Annotated in this window: 16 protein-coding genes and 1 other RNA gene; 7 read left to right on the plus strand and 10 right to left on the minus strand. The window is 62.9% G+C overall.

The window, feature by feature from the left end; genetic code table 11:
- Positions 1-211: 211 nt before the first annotated feature.
- A complete protein-coding gene (gene aqpZ, locus ACIQYU_RS07845; protein ID WP_063912782.1) occupies positions 212-910 on the plus strand; it encodes an aquaporin Z in 699 nt (232 codons plus the stop codon).
- Here aqpZ and guaD read toward each other — a convergent pair.
- From guaD to xdhA, 4 genes are all read right to left on the minus strand, one after another.
- Positions 907-2,211, minus strand: coding sequence for a guanine deaminase (gene guaD / locus ACIQYU_RS07850; protein WP_233686982.1), 1,305 nt, complete (start codon positions 2,209-2,211; stop codon positions 907-909). The genes aqpZ and guaD overlap by 4 nt on opposite strands.
- A 10-nt stretch (positions 2,212-2,221) precedes the next feature.
- On the minus strand, positions 2,222-3,067 hold the full coding sequence (gene xdhC, locus ACIQYU_RS07855; RefSeq protein ID WP_063912780.1) for a xanthine dehydrogenase accessory protein XdhC: 846 nt from the start codon (positions 3,065-3,067) through the stop codon (positions 2,222-2,224).
- Positions 3,068-3,185: 118 nt separating this feature from the next.
- Positions 3,186-5,585 carry a xanthine dehydrogenase molybdopterin binding subunit gene (gene xdhB / locus ACIQYU_RS07860; RefSeq protein ID WP_207829993.1) on the minus strand — a complete coding sequence of 800 codons (2,400 nt, stop codon included), beginning with the start codon at positions 5,583-5,585 and terminating at the stop codon, positions 3,186-3,188.
- A complete protein-coding gene (gene xdhA / locus ACIQYU_RS07865; protein ID WP_207829995.1) occupies positions 5,578-7,032 on the minus strand; it encodes a xanthine dehydrogenase small subunit in 1,455 nt (484 codons plus the stop codon). The genes xdhB and xdhA overlap by 8 nt, the downstream gene beginning before the upstream one ends.
- 267 nt (positions 7,033-7,299) lie before the next feature.
- Here xdhA and ACIQYU_RS07870 point away from each other — a divergent pair, with 267 nt between their 5' ends.
- The 5 genes from ACIQYU_RS07870 (at position 7,300) to ffs (ending at position 15,511) form a co-directional block, all read left to right on the plus strand.
- Positions 7,300-7,959 (plus strand): GntR family transcriptional regulator, encoded by a 660-nt coding sequence (locus ACIQYU_RS07870; RefSeq protein ID WP_063912777.1) that lies wholly within the window; start codon positions 7,300-7,302, stop codon positions 7,957-7,959.
- A 3-nt stretch (positions 7,960-7,962) separates the two neighbouring features.
- On the plus strand, positions 7,963-11,451 hold the full coding sequence (smc, locus tag ACIQYU_RS07875) for a chromosome segregation protein SMC (RefSeq protein WP_402798856.1): 3,489 nt from the start codon (positions 7,963-7,965) through the stop codon (positions 11,449-11,451).
- 206 nt (positions 11,452-11,657) lie between these two features.
- Positions 11,658-12,548 carry a cell division protein ZipA gene (zipA, locus tag ACIQYU_RS07880; RefSeq protein WP_063912775.1) on the plus strand — a complete coding sequence of 297 codons (891 nt, stop codon included), beginning with the start codon at positions 11,658-11,660 and terminating at the stop codon, positions 12,546-12,548.
- 238 nt (positions 12,549-12,786) lie between these two features.
- Positions 12,787-15,117, plus strand: a complete 2,331-nt coding sequence (ligA, locus tag ACIQYU_RS07885; protein WP_207829998.1) for an NAD-dependent DNA ligase LigA — start codon at positions 12,787-12,789, stop codon at positions 15,115-15,117.
- Between the two features lie 297 nt (positions 15,118-15,414).
- Positions 15,415-15,511: signal recognition particle sRNA small type (ffs, locus tag ACIQYU_RS07890), an RNA gene on the plus strand.
- A 275-nt stretch (positions 15,512-15,786) separates the two neighbouring features.
- On the opposite strand, the gene ACIQYU_RS07895 is transcribed toward ffs, so the two are convergent.
- The 5 genes from ACIQYU_RS07895 to ACIQYU_RS07915 all read right to left on the minus strand — a co-directional run bounded on the left by ACIQYU_RS07895 (position 15,787) and on the right by ACIQYU_RS07915 (position 18,531).
- Complete coding sequence (locus ACIQYU_RS07895) at positions 15,787-16,095, minus strand: hypothetical protein (RefSeq protein ID WP_233686978.1); 309 nt, start codon at positions 16,093-16,095, stop codon at positions 15,787-15,789.
- A 44-nt stretch (positions 16,096-16,139) separates the two neighbouring features.
- Positions 16,140-16,853, minus strand: a complete 714-nt coding sequence (locus ACIQYU_RS07900; RefSeq protein ID WP_233686977.1) for a YafY family protein — start codon at positions 16,851-16,853, stop codon at positions 16,140-16,142.
- Positions 16,846-17,100, minus strand: a complete 255-nt coding sequence (locus ACIQYU_RS07905) for a helix-hairpin-helix domain-containing protein (RefSeq protein ID WP_402798862.1) — start codon at positions 17,098-17,100, stop codon at positions 16,846-16,848. Before ACIQYU_RS07905 ends, ACIQYU_RS07900 begins: the two co-directional genes overlap by 8 nt.
- A gap of 242 nt (positions 17,101-17,342) precedes the next feature.
- Entirely contained in the window at positions 17,343-17,669 is a 327-nt protein-coding gene (locus tag ACIQYU_RS07910; protein WP_233686975.1) for a hypothetical protein, read from the minus strand.
- Between the two features lie 439 nt (positions 17,670-18,108).
- Complete coding sequence (locus ACIQYU_RS07915; RefSeq protein ID WP_402798866.1) at positions 18,109-18,531, minus strand: helix-turn-helix domain-containing protein; 423 nt, start codon at positions 18,529-18,531, stop codon at positions 18,109-18,111.
- Positions 18,532-18,613: 82 nt separating this feature from the next.
- Here ACIQYU_RS07915 and ACIQYU_RS07920 point away from each other — a divergent pair, with 82 nt between their 5' ends.
- Entirely contained in the window at positions 18,614-19,102 is a 489-nt protein-coding gene (locus tag ACIQYU_RS07920) for a DUF2938 domain-containing protein (RefSeq protein WP_233686973.1), read from the plus strand.
- Between the two features lie 163 nt (positions 19,103-19,265).
- Here the strand turns inward: ACIQYU_RS07920 and ACIQYU_RS07925 are convergent, their stop codons facing one another.
- Positions 19,266-20,033 (minus strand): ABC transporter substrate-binding protein, encoded by a 768-nt coding sequence (locus ACIQYU_RS07925; RefSeq protein WP_207830006.1) that lies wholly within the window; start codon positions 20,031-20,033, stop codon positions 19,266-19,268.
- Positions 20,034-20,093 lie beyond the last annotated feature (60 nt).

Raw genomic sequence — 20,093 nt, forward strand, 5'->3', positions numbered from 1 at the left:
AGTGCGCCGTTGTGGGAGCGGGTTCACCCGCGAACACCGGCGCAGCCGGTGCCTACACCGTGTCGCCTTGTTCGCGGGTAAACCCGCTCCCACAAGCAGTACGGCCATCTCTCGCAGTTGACCAAACGTCTGCTAAATTCTTGTGAGCAAACCTTCATCAAGCAGTTGGGCTTGCGCGTCCGTTGCGTTCAACTTCTTGAGGAAAGGATTCATGAGCATGTCCCTCGGTAAACGCATGGGGGCCGAACTGGTCGGCACCTTCTGGCTGGTACTTGGTGGCTGTGGCAGTGCGGTACTCGCCGCCAGTTCCCCCGTCGGCATCGGTGTACTCGGTGTCGCCTTCGCCTTTGGCCTCACCGTGCTGACCATGGCCTTCGCCATTGGCCATATCTCCGGCTGCCACCTCAACCCCGCCGTGTCGTTCGGGCTGGTGGTGGGCGGGCGCTTCCCGGCCAAAGAGCTGCTGCCCTACGTGATCGCCCAGGTGATCGGCGCCATCCTGGCGGCGGGTGTGATCTACCTCATCGCCAGCGGCAAGGCAGGTTTCGAGCTGTCTTCGGGATTGGCCTCGAACGGCTACGCCGACCACTCGCCTGGCGGCTACACGCTCGGGGCAGGTTTTGTCAGTGAAGTGGTGATGACGGCGATGTTCCTGGTGGTGATCATGGGCGCCACCGACGCCCGGGCACCGGCGGGCTTTGCGCCGATCGCCATCGGCCTGGCCCTGACCCTGATCCACCTGATTTCGATCCCGGTGACCAACACCTCGGTCAACCCCGCGCGTAGCACGGGGCCGGCCTTGTTCGTCGGTGGCTGGGCCCTGCAACAGCTGTGGCTGTTCTGGGTGGCGCCGCTGATCGGTGCTGCAATCGGCGGCGCGCTGTACCGGGGCCTGGCAAAAGAACCTTAGCGCTGATGCACGCAACGCCCTGCGGCGTAGGTTTCGCGCACAGTGCGGTCGTCACCGAGGGTGGTGAGCACGAACAGGGTTTCTTCGATGCTGTTGGACTGCTGGATGCGGTAGTCCAGCAGTGGTGTGGCCTTGTAGTCCAGCACCACGAAGTCGGCATCGTTACCCGGGCGCAGGCTGCCGATGCGGTCGTCCAGGCGCAGCGCGCGGGCGCCGCCGAGGGTGGCCAGGTACAGTGACTTGTAAGGGTGCAGGCGCGCGCCCTGCAGTTGCATCACCTTGTACGCTTCGTTCAGGGTGTTGAGCAGCGAGAAACTGGTGCCGGCGCCAACGTCTGTGCCCAGGCCCACGTTGACCTTGAAGCGCTCGGCCTGGGGCAGGTTGAACAGGCCGCTGCCGAGGAACAGGTTGGAGGTGGGGCAGAAGGCCACGGCCGAGCCGGTTTCGGCCAGGCGCTGGCATTCGTCATCGCACAGGTGCACGCCATGGGCGAACACCGAGCGCTCGCCCAGCAGCTCGAAGTGGTCGTATACGTCGAGGTACCCCTTCTGCTCAGGGAACAGCGACTTGACCCAATCGATTTCCTTGAGGTTTTCCGACAGGTGCGTGTGCATGTACACGCCCGGGTGCTCCTTGAGCAGTTGGCCCGCCAGTGCCAGCTGTTCAGGCGTACTGGTCGGGGCGAAGCGCGGGGTGACTGCATAGTGCAGGCGGCCCTTGCCATGCCAGCGTTCGATCAGTGCCTTGCTTTCGGTATAGCCGGACTCGGCGGTGTCGGTCAGGTAGTCCGGAGCGTTGCGGTCCATCATTACCTTGCCGGCGATCAGGCGCAGGTCCAGGCGCTCGGCCTCTTCGAACAGGGCATTGACCGATTCCGGGTGCACGCTGCCGAACACCAGGGCGGTGGTGGTGCCATTGCGCAGCAGTTCCTTGAGGAAGATCTTCGCCACCTGGTCGGCGTGATCCTTGTCGGCGAACTGCTTTTCGCAAGGGAAGGTGTAGGTGTTCAGCCAGTCCAGCAGCTGTTCGCCGTAGGAGCCGATCATGCCGGTCTGCGGGAAATGGATGTGAGTGTCGATGAAGCCCGGGGTGATCAGCGCGTTCTGGTAGTGCTCGACCGGGATATCGGCGTCCAGGGTCGGCAGCAGTTCGGCAGCGTGGCCAACGGCGCGGATGCGGCCATCGTCGACCACCAGCAGGCCGTCCTCGAAATATTCATGGGAAGCCTCCAGGCCCACCTCGGCCGGGTCGGCGATGCTGTGCAGGATGGCGGCACGGTAGGCTTTGCGGGTAACGGTCATAACACACTCGTCAAATGGCTTGGCTGCGCCGGGAGGGCGGCAGCAACTGGGCAATGGGGCCGGCATTGGCGGCAGCGTCGTGCTGGCCGAAGCAGGCGTTGTAGGTGGCGATGATTTCACCGGCGATGGATACGGCGATCTCGATGGGCAGCTTGCCCTTGACCTCGGCCAGGCCCATCGGGCAGCGCATGCGCGCCATCACCGCATCGTCGTAGCCGCGCTCGCGCAGGCGGTGCTCGAACTTGACCCGTTTGGTCTTCGAGCCGATCAGGCCGAACCAGGTGAAGTCGTTGCGCTTGAGAATGGCGGCAGTCAGTTCCAGGTCGAGCTGGTGGTTGTGGGTCATGACGATGCAATAGCAGCCTGGCGGTAGCTCGGCCACTTCGTCGACCGGCTCCTCGCTGACCACCTTGGTCACCCCGTCGGGGATCAGGGCAGGGAACTCCTGCTCGCGCGAATCGATCCAGCGCACCCGGCAGGGCAGCGCGGCGAGCAAGGGTACCAGAGCGCGGCCGACATGGCCCGCGCCGAACACGGCGATCTGCGCCTGCACCGCGGCCATGGGTTCGAACAGCAGCACAGTGACGCCGCCGCAGCACTGGCCAAGGCTGGCACCGAGGCTGAAGCGTTCCAGGTGCGGGGTGGTGCGGTGCTCTTCGAGCATCTGCCGGGCGATGTGCAGGGCCTTGTACTCCAGGTGGCCGCCGCCGATGGTGTCGAACAGGCCGCTGGCGCTGACGACCATTTTCGAGCCGGCATTGCGCGGGGTCGAGCCGCGTTCCTCGATGATGGTAACGAGCACGCAAGCTTCGCCACGGGACTGGTGGTCGGCGAGGGCGTTGATCCATTGGTGCATGATGCAACCTCTCTATAGTTGCGTCGCGATCCCTGTGGGAGCGGCTTCACCCGCGAATGCGGCGGTGAAGCCACTATCGCATTCGCGGGTAAACCCGCTCCCACAGGGCCCTGCATTGTCAGTGAGACACGGTTTCCAGTTCCGGCTCGGCAGGTTGCGCGGCAGCCACCGCCTTGCGCATCTGCTCGCACCCCCACAACACCCGCTCCGGCGTCGCCGGTGCATCCACCTGTGGCTGCACGCGGTAATCGGCGATGCTGGCCACGGCGTCCTTGATCGCGCACCAGGCGGCGATGCCGAGCATGAACGGCGGCTCGCCCACGGCCTTGGAGTGGAACACGGTGTCTTCGGGGTTCTTGCGGTTCTCCACCAGCTTTACCCGCAAATCCAGCGGCATGTCGGCCACTGCCGGGATCTTGTAGCTGGCCGGGCCGTTGGTCATCAGCTTGCCCTTGGCATTCCACACCAGCTCTTCGGTGGTCAGCCAGCCCATGCCCTGGATGAAGCCGCCTTCCACCTGGCCGATGTCGATGGCCGGGTTCAGCGAATCACCCACATCGTGCAGGATGTCGGCGCGCAGCATCTTGTATTCGCCGGTCAGGGTGTCGACCAGCACTTCCACGCAGGCAGCGCCGAAGGCGAAGTAATAGAACGGCCGGCCGCGCGCCTGGCTGCGGTCGTAGTAGATCTTCGGCGTGCGGTAGAAACCGGTGCTGGACAGTGACACCTGGGCGAAGTAGGCCTGCTGCACCAGCTGCTCGAAGCTGACGATCTGGTCGCGCACGCGCACATGACCGTTGCGGAACTCGACGTCTTCCTCGGTCACCTGATAGTGCCGCGCAGCGAACTCGGTCAGGCGCTTCTTGAGGATTTCGGCCGCGTTCTGCGCCGCCTTGCCGTTCAGGTCGGCACCGCTGGAGGCTGCGGTCGGCGAGGTGTTGGGCACCTTGTCGGTATTGGTGGCGGTGATCTGGATGCGGCTGAAATCGACCTGGAAGATCTGCGCCACCACCTGCGCCACCTTGGTGTTCAGGCCCTGGCCCATTTCGGTGCCACCGTGGTTCAGGTGAATGCTGCCGTCGGTGTAGATATGGATCAGCGCACCGGCCTGGTTGAGGAAGGTGGCGGTGAACGAAATGCCGAACTTGACCGGCGTCAGCGCCAGGCCCTTCTTCAGGATCGGGCTGTTGGCGTTGAAGCGGCGGATCGACTCGCGGCGCTCGGCATAGTCGCTGCTGGCCTCCAGCTCGGCGGTCATCTCTTCGAGCATGTTGTGCTCGACGGTCTGGTAGTAGTGGGTGACGTTGCGCTCGGTCTTGCCGTAATAGTTGGCCTTGCGCACCGCCAGTGGGTCGCGGCCCAGGTGGCGGGCGATGTGGTCCATCACCTGCTCGATGGCGACCATCCCCTGTGGCCCGCCGAAGCCGCGGTAGGCGGTGTTGGAGGCGGTGTTGGTCTTGCAGCGGTGGCCGTGCACGGTGGCATCGCCCAGGTAGTAGGCGTTGTCGGAGTGGAACATGGCGCGGTCGACGATCGAACCGGACAGGTCGGGCGAGTAGCCGCAGTTGCCGGCCAGGTCGAAGTTGATGCCGTGCAGGCGCCCGTCATCGTCGAAGCCCACGTCGTACTCGACGTAGAACGGGTGGCGCTTGCCGGTCATGGTCATGTCTTCGACCCGTGGCAGGCGCATCTTGGTTGGCTGGCCGGTCAGGCGCGCCACCACGGCGCACAGGCACGCCGGGCTGGCGGCCTGGGTTTCCTTGCCGCCAAAACCACCGCCCATGCGGCGCATGTCCAGCACCACCTTGTTCATTGGCACGTCGAGTACTTCAGCGACCAGTTTCTGCACTTCGGTGGGGTTCTGCGTGGAGCAGTAGACGATCATGCCGCCGTCTTCGGTGGGCATCACCGAGGAAATCTGCGTCTCCAGGTAGAAGTGCTCCTGGCCACCGATGTGCAGGGTACCCTGGATGCGGTGTGGGGCACTGGCCAGGGCAGCAGCGGAATCGCCACGCTGGTGGGTGTGGCTGTCGAGCACGAAGTGCTTCTTGCGGAACGCCTCTACCACATCCAGCACCGGCTCCAGGTCTTCATACTCGACGATGGCGGCCATGGCCGCACGGCGTGCGGTGTCGAGGTCGCGGGCGGCCACGGCGAGCACCGGCTGGCCGAAGAACTCGACCTTGTCGATGGCCAGCAGCGGGTCGCCGGCCACCACCGGGCCGATGTCCTTGAGGCCGGGAATGTCTTCGTGGGTGATGGCGATGCGCACGCCCTCGAAGGCATAGCACGGCGTGGTGTCGATGCGCAGGATGCGTGCATGGGCGCGGTCGGCGGTGCGCGCATAGACGTGCAGCTGGTTGGGGAATTCCAGGCGATCGTCGATGTACACCGCCTCGCCGGACACATGCTTGTCGGCGCTGTCGTGCTTGACGCTGCGGCCGACCCCGGTGGTCAGGTCCTGGCTGAACAGTTCGGCCATCTCGGCCTGGCTCTTGGCTACGTGATGGTTAGACATAAGCGGTCACCCGGGTCTCGATGTACGGCGTTTGCTGTTCGATAAAGTACTTGCGCAGCAGGTTCTGCGCGGTCAGCAGGCGGTATTCCTTGCTGGCGCGGAAGTCGCTGAGCGGGGTGAAGTCTTCGGCCAGGGCCTGGCAGGCGCGCTCGATGGCCGCCTGGTTCCATGGCTTGCCGCGCAGCGCCGCTTCGCAGGCACGGGCCCGTTTGGGGATTGCCGCCATGCCGCCGAAGGCAATGCGCACGCCGCTGACCACGCCGTCTTCGATGCTGAGGTTGAAGGCACCGCACACGGCGGAAATGTCATCGTCCAGTCGCTTGGACACCTTATAGGCGCGGAACGCCCAGTCGCTGGTGGCGCGCGGCACGATGATCTTCTCGATGAACTCGCTGTCCTGGCGGGCAGTGATGCGGTAGTCGATGAAGTAGTCTTCCAGTGGCATCACTCGCTGACGCTCGCCCTGGCGCAGGACGATCTGCGCGTCCAGGGCAATCAGTAGGGGTGGTGAGTCGCCAATCGGCGAGGCGTTGCCGATATTGCCGCCCAGGGTGCCCTGGTTGCGGATCTGCAGCGAGGCGAAACGGTGCAGCAGGGCACCGAAGTCGGGGTATTCCTCGTTCAGCGCGCCGTAGCAGTCGGTGAGCGGGGTGGCGGCGCCGATTTCCAGGTGGCTGGCGGTTTTCTCGATGCGCTTGAGTTCGGCCACATGGCCGACGTAGATCATCACCGGCAAGGTCTTGTGGAACTGGGTGACTTCCAGGGCCAGGTCGGTGCCGCCGGCCAGCAGCCGCGCTTCGGGGTGCGAGCTGTACAGGTCGGCCAGGTCGGCCACGGTCAGTGGCACCAGGCAGCGCTTGTCGCCGCTGTTGAGCTCGCCGGTCTGGGTTGGCGCAATGGCCTTGAGGCGGCTGATGGTCTGCGCCTGCTGGGCGTCGAACTGGTCGCGGCAGGGCTGGCGGCAGCTCTGCTCGGCGGCATCGAGGATCGGCCGGTAGCCGGTGCAGCGGCACAGGTTGCCGGCCAGGGCTTCCTGGGCCTGGTGCAGGTCGGGGCCGTTGCTGTTCTTCTGCAGGGCGAACAGCGACATGACGAAGCCGGGGGTACAGAAGCCGCACTGCGAGCCATGGCAATCGGCCATGGCCTGTTGCACGCTGTGCAGCTGGCCCTGGTGCTTGAGGCCCTCGACGCTGATCAGTTGCTTGCCGTGCAGCGACGAAACGAAGGTCAGGCACGAGTTGAGGCTGCGGTAGCGCAGGCTGTCGTTGCCCTGGTCGTCCTGGGTCAGCTCGCCGACCACCACGGTGCAGGCGCCGCAGTCGCCACTGGCGCAGCCCTCCTTGGTGCCAGGTTTGCCCAGGTGCTCGCGCAGGTACTGCAGCACCGTCATGTTCGGGTCCAGGGCATGCTCACTACGCAATTCCTGGTTGACGAGAAACTGGATCACGGGGATGGCCTCGCAATGGTTTTATTGTTGTTGGGCGGACTCTAAGCAAGACCTGTCCTGCTGGTCAATAATTTTCTGACTCAAAGGTCAGGAAATTGCTCGTGCCGCTGCCCAACGGCTCACATTGCCATATGCCAAGCATAGATCGCGCCGGGCACGTGACTGCCTTGCAGGTCAAATAAACCGCCAGGCCCCTCTGCGCGATTACCGGCCAAGTACGCTACAATCCGCCACTTGTGCCCAGTTCAATGATTTTGAAGGAAAACCATGACGTTCAAGGCCCCGGACAGCCTCTCCGAGCAGATTGCCGATTACCTGGCCGAACGCATCATCCGTGGCGAGCTGGCGCCAGGCGAGCGTATCCAGGAGCAGAAGGTCACCCAGGCACTCAACGTCAGCCGCGGCTCGGTGCGCGAAGCGCTGCTGATCCTCGAACGCCGCCACCTGGTGGCAATCCTGCCGCGCCGTGGTGCCCACGTGACCGTGCTCGACGAGCGCAGTGTGCGCAGCCTGTGCGCACTGATGGGTGAGTTCTACATCCTGCTGGGTAACGCGGTTGCGCAAAAATGGCGCACCGATGCCGACCTGCGCCCGTTCCTGGAGATCCAGCAGCGCCTGCAGCGGGCCCATGACCAGCTGGACATCAAGGCCTTCGTCGCCGACAGCTTTGCAGTCATGCGAGCGGCCTATCCGTTCGCCGACAACCCGTTCCTGCAGGAAACCGTGGAAAACCTGCAGCCGGCCATGAGCCGTGCCTACTACCTGTCGCTGGACCAGCGCCAGGCCAACATGATCGACTACCTGGACCTGTTCGCCCGCCTGCTCGACGCAGTGGTCGCCCGTGACCTGCCGCGCATTCGCGAGGTGCTCACCGCCTACGGCCAGCGCAGCTGCGAACTGGTGCTGGCGGCGTTGGCCCGAGGCTGACCGATGCGCCTGAAGTGCATTCGCCTGGCCGGGTTCAAGTCGTTCGTCGACCCGACCACGGTCAACTTCCCCAGCAACATGGCGGCCGTGGTCGGCCCCAACGGCTGTGGCAAGTCCAACATCATCGATGCCGTGCGCTGGGTGATGGGCGAGAGTTCGGCAAAGAACCTGCGCGGCGAGTCGATGACCGATGTCATCTTCAACGGCTCCAGTGGCCGCAAGCCGGTCAGCCAGGCCAGCATCGAGCTGGTGTTCGACAACAGCGAAACCACCCTGGTCGGCGAATATGCCGCCTATGCCGAGATCTCGATCCGCCGCAAGGTCACCCGCGACGGGCAGAACAGCTACTACCTCAACGGTACCAAGTGCCGCCGGCGCGATATCACCGACATTTTCCTTGGTACCGGCCTGGGGCCGCGCAGCTACTCGATCATCGAGCAGGGCATGATCTCCAAGCTGATCGAGGCCAAGCCCGAGGAGCTGCGCAACTTCATCGAGGAAGCCGCCGGCATTTCCAAGTACAAGGAACGCCGCCGTGAAACCGAGAACCGCATCCGCCGCACCCAGGAAAACCTGGCGCGCCTGACCGACCTGCGCGAAGAGCTGGAGCGCCAGCTGGAGCGCCTGCACCGCCAGGCCCAGGCGGCCGAGAAGTACCGCGAATACAAGGCCCAGGAACGCCAGCTGAAGGCACGCCTGTCGGCCTTGCGCTGGCGCGACCTGGACGAGCGGGTGCGCCAGCGCGAGGCAGTGATCGGCGACCAGGATGTGTCCCATGAGGCGCTGGTGGCCGAGCAGCGCAATGCCGATGCCAGCATCGAGCGCCTGCGCGATGGCCATCACGAATTGTCCGAGCGCTTCAACCAGGTGCAGGGCCGCTTCTACTCGGTGGCCGGTGATATCGCCCGGGTCGAGCAGAGCATCCAGCACGGCCAGCAGCGCCTGCGCCAGTTGCAGGATGACTTCAAGGAGGCCGAGCGCACGCGCCTGGAGACCGAATCGCACCTGGGCCATGACCGTACCCTGCTGGCTACCTTGAGCGAAGAGCTGGCCATGCTCGAACCCGAGCAGGAAATGACCCTGGCCGCTGCCGAAGAAGCTGCCGCCGCCCTTGAAGAGGCCGAGCTGGGCATGCACGGCTGGCAGGAGCAGTGGGACAGCTTCAACAGCCGTTCCGCCGAGCCGCGCCGCCAGGCCGAAGTGCAGCAGGCGCGCCTGCAGCAGCTGGAAGCCAGCCTGGAGCGCCAGGCCGAGCGCCAGCGCAAGCTGGCAGAAGAGCGTGAGCTGCTGGGCAGCGACCCGCAGGATGCGGCCATGCTCGAACTGGCCGAGCAGCTGGCCAGCAGCGAAATGTTGCTGGAAGAGTTGCAGCTGTCCGAAGAGCAGGTGGTCGAGCGCCTGGAAGGCGCGCGTGAGCAATTGCAACAGGCCACCCAGGCCCAACAGCAGGCACAGGGCGACTTGCAACGCCTGGGCGGCCGCCTGGCCTCGCTCGAAGCCTTGCAGCAGGCTGCCCTGGAGCCGGGTGCAGGTGCTGCGGACTGGCTGCAGGGCCAGGGCCTGGAGCAGCAGCCGCGGCTGGCTGAAGGGTTGCGGGTAGAGCCGGGCTGGGAGCTTGCGGTAGAAACCGTGCTCGGTGCCGATCTGCAGGCTGTGCTGGTGGACGACTTCAATAACCTCGATTTTGCCGGCCTGGAGCAGGGCGAGTTGCGCTTGCTGGTGGCGAGCGGTACTGGCTCGTCGCTGCCCGGCAGCCTGCTGGAAAAGGTTGAAGGCCGTGTCGACCTGGCGCCCTGGCTGGGCCTGGTCAAGCCCGTGGAAGGCCTTGCCCAGGCGCTGGCACAGCGCGCGTCGCTCGGCGAAGGCCAGAGCCTGGTCAGTCGCGATGGCTACTGGGTTGGCCGACATTTCCTGCGGGTGCGCCGTGGCGGCGAAGCCGAAGGCGGCGTGCTGGCACGCGGCCAGGAGATCGAGCGCCTGGGCCAGGAGCAACTGGAGCAGGAAGCGGCGCTGGAGCAGTCGGAGCAGCAACTGCAGGCCCTGCGTGGGCAGCAGCTGGAGCTGGAAGAACAGCGTGAACAGCTGCGCCGTCGCACCCAGGAAGAAAACCGCCTGCACGGCGAGCTGAAGGCCAGCCTGTCGGCCAGCCGTGCGCGTGCCGAGCAGGTCGAGTTGCGCCGCCGGCGCCTGCAGGAAGAGCTGGCCGAACTGGAAGAGCAGCGTGCCTTGGAGCATGAGCAACTGGGCGAAGCCCGCTTGCTGCTGCAGGAGGCCCTGGAGCTGATGGCCCAGGACACCGAGCAGCGCGAGCAGTTGATGGCCCGCCGCGACACCCTGCGCGAAAGCCTCGATCGCGTGCGCCAGGAGGCCCGCCAGCACAAGGATCACGCCCACCAGCTGGCTGTGCGCCTGGGCTCGCTGCGTGCCCAGCACGACTCCACCCGGCAGGCCCTGGAGCGCCTTGAGCAGCAGGCCGCGCGCCTGACCGAGCGCCAGGAGCAACTGAGCCTGAACCTGGAGGAGGGCGAGGCCCCCCAGGAAGAACTGCGCCTGAAGCTGGAAGAGCTGCTGGAGCGGCGCATGAGCGTCGACGAGGAAATGCGCCAGGCCCGCCTGCACATGGATGAGGCCGACCGCGAACTGCGTGACGCCGAGAAGCGCCGCACCCAGGCCGAGCAGCAGGCTCAACTGCTGCGCGGCCAGCTGGAGCAGCTGCGCCTGGAGTGCCAAGGCCTGGATGTACGGCGCAAGACCTTGCAGGAGCAGTTGCTGGCCGATGGCTACGACCTGCAAGGCGTGCTTGCCACCCTTGAGGCCGAGGCCAGCGAGCAAGGCACCGAACAGGAGCTTGAGCAGCTCGAGGTGCGTATCCAGCGCCTGGGGGCGATCAACCTGGCGGCCATCGAAGAGTACGAACAGCAGTCCGAGCGCAAGCGTTACCTGGACGCCCAGGACGCCGACCTGGTCGAAGCGCTGGAGACCCTGGAAAACGTCATTCGCAAGATCGACAAGGAAACCCGCAACCGCTTCAAGGATACCTTTGATCAGATAAATGCCGGATTACAGGCACTTTTCCCAAAAGTTTTCGGTGGTGGCAGCGCTTATCTGGAACTGACGGGCGAAGATCTACTCGATACAGGGGTGACGATCATGGCGCGACCACCGGGCAAGAAGAACAGCACCATCCATCTGCTGTCCGGCGGCGAGAAGGCACTGACCGCATTGGCGCTGGTGTTTGCCATCTTCAAGTTGAACCCCGCACCGTTCTGCATGCTCGACGAGGTCGACGCGCCGCTGGACGATGCCAACGTCGGGCGTTATGCCCGCCTGGTCAAGGAAATGAGTGAAAGCGTGCAGTTCATCTACATCACCCATAACAAGATTGCCATGGAGATGGCGGATCAATTGATGGGGGTGACCATGCATGAACCGGGCTGTTCACGGCTGGTTGCCGTCGACGTGGAGGAGGCTATGGCCATGGTCGACGCCTGATGCTGGACGACAAGGGCACATTCTGTAGTGAAATGCCCCCGCCATGTGCGACAGACGGTGTAAAGTTGTCTTTGGTCGTGCTAGCTTAATGTCACTCGTTTTTTGCGTGGGTAAAAACGCCTGTCAGAACATAGAGTTGGCGCCACGTGTTAAAGGGCTTTGAACCCTTTGTTTTCAAGCATATTTTTATAGAGGCACGGGATTACATGGAAATCGGTCTGCGCGAGTGGCTGATCGTCATCGGCATCATTGTCATTGCCGGGATTCTTTTCGACGGCTGGCGCCGCATGCGCGGCGGAAAAGGCAAGTTGAAATTCCGTCTGGATCGCAGTTATTCCAACCTGCCGGACGAAGAGGGCAATGCCGAAGTGCTTGGCCCGTCGCGAGTGCTGGATACCCACAAGGAGCCTGAGCTGGACGAAAGCGACCTGCCGTCGCTCAGCGCTTCTGCGCGTGACCGCGAGCGCGAGCCCAAGCCGGCCAAGGCCAACAAGCGTGGCAAGCGCGCCACCGCTGCTGCGGATGCGCAGCAGGGTGACCTGAACCTGAGCGCCGAGCCACGCGAACCCGACCTGTTTGCCGAAAGCGATGACGACTTTGCCGCGGAAAATACCCGCAGCAATGGTGCGGCGCCTGCCAGCAGCAGCGTCAAGGAGCTGCCGCCGGCCGAGGAAGTGCTGGTGATCAGCGTGATCTCCCGCGACGAGGGTGGCTTCAAGGGCCCGGCGCTGCTGCAGAACATTCTGGAAAGCGGCCTGCGCTTCGGCGAAATGGACATCTTCCACCGTCACGAGAGCATGGCCGGTCACGGCGAAGTGCTGTTCTCCATGGCCAACGCCGTCAAGCCTGGCGTGTTCGACCTGGACGACATCGACCACTTCAGCACCCGTGCGGTGAGCTTCTTCCTCGGCCTGCCGGGCCCGCGTCATCCGAAGCAGGCCTTCGACGTGATGGTGGCTGCGGCGCGCAAGCTGGCCCATGAACTGAACGGTGAGCTCAAGGACGACCAGCGCAGCGTGCTGACCGCCCAGACCATCGAGCACTACCGCCAGCGCATCGTCGAGTTCGAGCGCCGTGCGCTGACCCAGAAGCGCTGACAGATCCAGACGAAAGAGCAGCCTGAGGGCGTGCTGGTCGGTTCGGGTGTTGTTATCGCCTGTTCCGGCCCCTTCGCGGGTAAACCCGCTCCTACAGGGACACCACAGCCCTTGAGGTTTGTGGTGTCCCTGTAGGAGCGGGTTTACCCGCGAAGAGGCCGGCACAGGCAATAAATACCTCAAACCCCCGGCACCACCCCCAGGCTGCTCTTTTGCTTTGCAAGAGAAGACAAATCCCATGACCGCCGAAACCCGCATCCACGAACTGCGTTCCCAGCTCGACCAGCACAACTACCGCTACTACGTGCTCGACGAGCCCAGCGTGCCCGATGCCGAATACGACCGCCTGTTCAACGAGCTCAAGGCGCTTGAAGCCGAATACCCGCACCTGGTAACCCCTGACTCGCCCACCCAGCGTGTCGGCGGTGCAGCCTTGGCCGCGTTCAGCCAGGTGCGCCACGAAGTGCCGATGCTCAGCCTGGGCAACGCCTTCGAAGAAGCCGACCTGCGTGAGTTCGGCCGTCGCGTGGTAGACGGCCTCGACCAGCCCGGTGCGGTCGACTACAGCTGCGAGCCCAAGCTCGACGGCCTGGCCGTAAGCTTGCTGTACCGCGACGGCCAGCTGGTACAGGGCGCCACCCGTGGCGACGGCACCACCGGCGAAGACATCAGTGCCAACGTGCGCACCGTGCGCAACATCCCGCTCAAGCTGCAAGGCGAGGGGTGGCCGGCGGTGCTGGAGGTGCGCGGTGAGGTGTACATGAGCAAGGCCGGTTTCGACCGGCTCAACGCCGCCCAGGCCGAAGCCGGCGGCAAGACCTTCGCCAACCCGCGCAACGCCGCCGCCGGCAGCCTGCGTCAGCTGGATTCGAAAATTACCGCCAGCCGCCCGCTGGAGTTCTGCTGCTATGGCGTCGGCCAGGTGTCCGCGAGCATCGGCGACAGCCACATCGGCATCCTCGAACAGCTCAAGGCCTGGGGCCTGCCGATCAGCCGCGAGCTCAAGCATGCCGCCGGCATCGAAGAATGCCTGGCCTACTACCGCGACATCGGCGAGCGGCGTAACAGCCTGCCCTACGAAATCGACGGTGTGGTGTTCAAGGTCAACAGCCTGGCCGCCCAGCGCGAACTGGGCTTCCGCGCCCGTGAGCCGCGCTGGGCGATTGCCCACAAGTTCCCGGCCATGGAAGAGCTGACCGAGGTGCTGGATGTCGAGTTCCAGGTCGGCCGCACCGGCGCGGTAACGCCCGTGGCACGCCTGAAGCCAGTCAAGGTCGCCGGTGTGACCGTGTCCAACGCCACCCTGCACAACATGGACGAAATCGCCCGCCTGGGCCTGCGCATTGGTGACACGGTGATCATCCGCCGCGCCGGTGACGTGATCCCGCAGGTGATGCAGGTGGTGCTGGAGCGCCGCCCGGAGGATGCCCGCCCGGTGCAGGTGCCGAGCGAGTGCCCGGTGTGCGGCTCGCAGGTCGAGCGTACCCAGCTGGTCAAGCGTAGCAAGGGCAAGGAAACCACCAGCGAGGGCGCGGTGTACCGCTGTGTCGGTCGCCTGGCCTGTGGCGCCCAGCTCAAGCAGGCGATCATCCACTACGTGTCGCGCCGCGCCATGGATATCGACGGCCTGGGCGAGAAGAGCGTCGAGCAGTTGGTGGACGAAGGCCTGATTGGCTCGCCGGCCGACCTGTACAAGCTGGAGTTCGACCAGATCGTCGGCCTGGAAGGCTTTGCCGAAGTGTCCAGCAAGAAGCTGCTGGATGCCATCGAAGCCAGCAAGCGCCCGGTTCTGGCGCGCTTCATCTACGCCCTGGGCATCCCGGACGTAGGCGAGGAGACCGCCAAGGTACTGGCCCGCTCGCTGGGCAGCCTGGCGCGAGTGCAGCAGGCGCTGCCGCAGGTGCTCACCTACCTGCCGGACATCGGCCTGGAGGTGGCCTACGAGATCCACAACTTCTTCCAGGACGAGCACAACCGCAAGGTCATCAAGCAGCTGCTGGACAGCGGCATGCAGCTGCAGGACGAAGGCGAGCTGGCTGCCGAATTCGCCGCCAGCACCACCCTGGCCGGGATGATCGCCAAGCTCGACATCGCCTCGGTTGGTCCGACCGGTGCAGAAAAGCTGGTGGCCAAGCTCGACAGCCTGGACAAGATCATCGCCGCCGACGGTATCGACCTGCGCCAGGCCCTGGCGGCCAAGCAGGCCGAAGCTGTGCGCGAGTTCTTCAAGGATGAAGCCAACCAGAAGCTGGCCCGGGACATCGAGGCACAATTACTGGCGTTCGGCATGCACTGGAGCAGCGAGAAGAAAGTGGCTGAAGGCTTGCCGCTGGCCGGCCAGACCTGGGTGCTGACCGGTACCCTGGAGCGCATGAGCCGCGATATTGCCAAGGAGAAACTGGAAAGTCTGGGGGCCAAGGTAGCGGGTTCGGTTTCCGGCAAGACCCACTGTGTGGTGGCGGGGCCGGGGGCGGGCTCCAAGCTGGCCAAGGCCAGTGAGTTGGGGGTGAAGGTGCTCGATGAAGATGCCTTTGTCACCTTCCTGGGCGAGCAGGGCATCGCTGTCTAGAAGTCCTTGCACGGTCCATGTGGGAGCGGGCGTGCCCGCGAACACGGGCGAAGCCCGTGCCATCCGCCGCGGCGCCTGCTTCGCGGGCGCGCCCGCTCCCACAGGTCCTGCGCTGGTCTTGCTGTCAGCGCTACCCCTGTAGGAGCGGGTTCACCCGCGAATTGGCAGCTCTTGGCCACCCCGGCCGGGACAAGTCATTGAGAAATGATGACTTTTTCTCCTCCAGAGGTTGTATCTGCCCCCAAGACCGGTACAATGGCGCCACTCGCTGCTCAGCGAGCCTTGTAGTGGTGGCCCCATCGGTCCCCCCGCATTGATTACCCGTTAACCTGGTCAGGCCCGGAAGGGAGCAGCCATAGCGGGAACATCGAGTGCCGGGGTGTGGCTGGTGGGGCCGCCTCCATTTCAGGTCCTTGAATTCTCAAGGATTTCTCGCTCGAAAATCTCGAAGTGTGACAGCGTTTAGGTACACCTGAGTGGTGCACCGTAAACGGCAGGTTAGCTCGTCTCAACGAAAAACGGATGACTCAGGCCTCAAGCTATACGAACCTAATCATGGTGGCAGGGTAGCAATAGGTGATCTGAGAACACTTACACTGCAAGCGACGACACCGATGCCTGACAGCAAAGGCATCGGTGTCTCTTGCCTGCTCTGGCAGTCCGCCGGGGTCAACTCATCTCTGGAACGAGGTGACTCATGAACGTCAGGCTTTCAATAGCGTACATGTACTCAGAGAATCGCGGATCTCCATCGTTGAACGCCTTTGCCACTTTTTCTGCGTTCTCAAGACTGTCCCATATTGCTAAATCCGCGAAGATTCGGTCGTCGCTCATAGGGCAGTAGGCGCGGTACTCAATCAAGCCAGGAAAGGTCTTTAATGTTTCACGAAGTCCTGCGCGGAGCACCGGCACTTGCGCAACGCATTCCTGTTTGACCTTGAAAATGGCTAATTCGAGTACATGAGATGAGTGCTGCATAGGGATGACCTTCTGTGTATTAGGGAGTCCCAATGATCAGTGGCTCATACTGACAGCGTAGTGTCAGTAGTGGTGATCGCTTTCCACTGGCTTGCCTGGTGCTTCATATACGCTTGGAGATCAAGGGCAGGATTGTCGGGTGATGGTTGTTGGGCAATAGCGATGGAGGCTATGCGATCGACCCGAAAATCGCGGTAAGCCGCCCTGGCACTACACCAGCTTCCAACCGTCCACTTTCCTCCCCAGTAGAAAAGGCCAAGGGGGAAAATGAGGCGTTGCGAAACCACACCGTCCAGGCTGGTATAAGTTATCTTCAGCGCCTGAGTGTTTTCGATGGCATTTCGAAGGGTTGCCAAATGGCCCCGGGTCGAGGACGGTGTCGTTCCAAGAGCCCTGATTTTTGCCGTGTTGGGGTCAACCTTGTGATGGACTATGGATGCTGAAATTTTGCTCAACAACATCCTTGCAGCAGCACTTAGATCGTTATCGGCGCAAGCGGAAAGCATTTCCATCCCGAGCATCAATGCATCCAGTTCGAGCCTGTTCAGCGTTAAAGGCGGCATCTCAAAATCGGCATCCAAGGCATACCCCACGCCAGCGGTACCATAGATTGGGATTCCACTGAAGGAAAGGTCGTCGATGTATCGATAGATTGAGCGAACGGAAACGCCAATTCGGCTAGCCAGTCGTTCAGCAGAGATTGGCTGATGGACACGAATCAGATTTACCAACTGAAATAAACGATCAGCTTTACGCACTTGGTGTGCTCAACTGAGAGTCCTTTGCAAGCTCAATGGCTGCGTCAATGGCGGCCCGAGCTAGGTGGCTATTCTTCCAGCAAGTCGATCCCACTGCTGCCGACGCCTGAGCCAGGATGTCACCAGCATTCGCTCTGCTGAGCACAATTAGCGAGTCGATGCCCATCTGCTCAAGGCGAGCAATGACGGCCGGCCCTACGCCCTTTAGGGCCAACAAGGCATTATGTTCCTTCAGTGGAAATGGCATCCGTAAACTCCTGTTATCGGCCAATGAAGCAACCGGAGTTTGCCCGACGGCAGATGGCATCTCAATATATGGCTCCATCGCCCTACGCGTAGGCATCAGGAAGGTGGGTTCGGCAAACGCTTACAAACCTCATTGCAGAGGGTTGGCATTGGCCTGACTGCTGCAACTGGCTGATGCGCGTGTTCTGGCGTCCTGCGTTTACCCGACTCGACAATTTCAACTTGGTGAGAGCCCCCCTCACCTCAGGCACATTGGGAAGCTAGGCGAACGAGGTCTTCTGAAAAGAGCCCCCGCTGATAAACGTAGACTTTCCCGCCCGTGTCCCCTTTGAACGTCTCGATCACGTTATCCGCCGCAACAGGGCTGCTCAGAACCACGCGATAGCTTCGGCTCGTATGGGTGACGTTCGGTGATTGCTGATTTTCCTGCAACTTCTGCATGACGCAGGTGGAAAAAGCTTCTGGAGATTTCGCGGTCACCAGCTCCTTTGTCGGCTGGTTAGGCGCGGATGCGCATCCCGCCAGCAGAGTGATAGTGAAGGAGGCAGCAGCAAGAGGCAGAAAACGCATCAGACAGTTCCAGACTTGAGTTCAGCCGCTATTCTCCATTTCATTCAGCTGATAGAAAATAGGCGAAAATCGATGTTACCTATCATTGATCTTGATGAGTAACGGGCGCCTCGCGAGGCTTCAGAATCAGGGGCGTGGCAGGTGTGGCTTCAGGTACCAAGGATAACCCAGCGTCTATTCAATCTACTTAAGCAATGATGTAGACCAGTTTCTGATATTTTTCTTCGATCAAACTCTTCTCTAAGCTGCGCTCAGGCGGTCACGTTCAGCCACGCTACGGATGCGCAGGTGCTGGTATTCGATCTTCGGGCAAAGGACTCGGCACCTTCCAGAAAGCAATCTTTCGGAGGCAGCAAGACTCAGGCATGTGCCCGGCGCCGGTAGGTGCCCTCTGACTGCCATTCCTGCCGCGACCGCTCCGATGCGGTCGGGTGATGATTCAATCTGGCCGCTTCAAGACAACTGTTGAGCCGCCCTGTTTCTTTCCATGCCCCGCCGCCGACAGCTTCATCAGCCGCTGGAATTTCGGGCATGCCAGGTGATCTTCCTCAGGGCACTGCGCCGCATGCCGCAAGCCCTTGCTCATCGCCTGCAAGCGCCTGATCCGTGCATCCAGTTCGTCGGCCTTGGCGATCAGCATCTGCCGGTCGACCTGCAGGTCCACCAGCATCGCCCCCACTTCATCCAGCGAAAACCCCGCAGCCTGGCCCAGGGCGATCAGCGCCAGTCGGTCTGCCACATCGGCTGCGAACTGCCGCCGCTGGCCAGGTCCGGCGAGTGATTTGAGCAGGCCTTTCTTCTCGTAGTAGCGCAGCGTCGAGGCGGGTACGCCTGTGCGTTTGGCAACGTCGGCAATGTCCATTTCGGGCTCTTGACTTGAAGTTGACTTCAACTTCTATGCTGCGCGGCAGAGTGATGACCGTCAATCTTCGAGGGCTTGTTCAATGACGTTTGCTGCGATGTTTTCCGCTGCCTTGCCGATTGGCATTGGCGCCACGGTGATGATGGACCTGTGGGGGCTGCTGTTGAGGCGGCTGGGTGTCGCCACGCTGAACTTCGCCATGGTTGGGCGTTGGGCGGGGCATCTGTTGTACGGGCGTGTGCGGCACCAGGCGATTGCCAAGGCTGAGCCGGTCCGGCATGAGCTGGCGTTGGGGTGGGGGATTCATTACGCCATCGGCGTGCTGTTCGCGATGCTGCTGGTTGTGATCGTGGGCGAGGGTTGGCTACTGGCGCCTACAGTGTTGCCTGCGCTGGTTGTTGGTGTGGGGACCGTCGTGGCGCCGTTGTGCTTCATGCAGCCGGCGATGGGGGCGGGGTTCTTTGCGTCGAGGACGCCGACGCCGGCGCGCAACTGCCTGAAGAGCCTGGCTACGCATTTTGTGTTTGGCGTGGGGTTGTTCTTGAGTGCGGATTTGCTGGCTTTGGTGTGAGGGCCAACGGGTCAAGATTTCTGGACGGTGCTGGGAATGGGCATGCCCGCGCAGAAGGTGACTCGGTGGATGGCACCGGCGTTGCCGGTGTTCGCGGGCTCGCCCGCTCCCACAGTGATCGCGCCGACTTCGAGATTGTTGTGCCTGCCGGTATTCCAGGAAATCAGGGGCGAGCCACAGACATGGTGGTCGGATAGCCCGCCCCACCATGGCGCTGCACAATTCGCTCGACTTCCCCCGACTGCTTCATCCGCACCAGCGCCCGCAACACTTCTTGTGCCGGAATCGCCGGGTCGTTACGCACCATGCACCCCAGGTCCTGTTCCTCCAGCACTGCCAGCGGCTGCAGGCGCTGTTCCGCCGGCAAGCCCTGGTTGAACCACTGCAACGATAACTGGTTGCTTACCGCATGCCGATACCGCCCGGCCTGCAGCTTCTGTAGCACCAGCAACTGGTTGCGGCTGTCTTCACGGTGCAGTCGGCCCTGGTCAAGCAATGGCTGCAGGGTCGAATAGGTGTAGCCCAGCACCGTGCCGATCGCCTGGGGTGGCAGTTGTTGCAGAGATAGCGGGGGGCTGTCGCCCGGGCGGCCGACCAGCAGGTCGCGCTGGTGAATCAGTGGAATGCTCCAGACAAAATTCCTTGGAGGGTCATCGAACCACTGGCTGCTGACATAGCAGCGCACGTCGATATCACCGTGGACCATGGCCTCCTGCAGGCGCAGGCGGGCCATCACATGGTAAACAGGGCGTGCGCCTACCTCTTTGGCTAACGCCTGCGTCAGGTCGTACAGCAGGCCTTCAACCGGCTGGTCACCTTCGATGCGCACCAACGGCATGCTCCAGCTCTCGGCCACGGAAAAGCGCAGCAGCGGCTGTTCGGCCATGCCCTGCGAGGTCCAGAGCAACAGCAAGGCCAGTAATCTTCGCAAGGCTTATCCTCCCTGGACAGCGTACAGTTTCATAGCTTAGCCGAGCTGCGCAGGGTGCAA

It is taken from the genome of Pseudomonas sp. NPDC096925 (genome assembly GCF_044762545.1).
In the GTDB taxonomy this organism is placed as follows: Bacteria; Pseudomonadota; Gammaproteobacteria; order Pseudomonadales; family Pseudomonadaceae; genus Aquipseudomonas.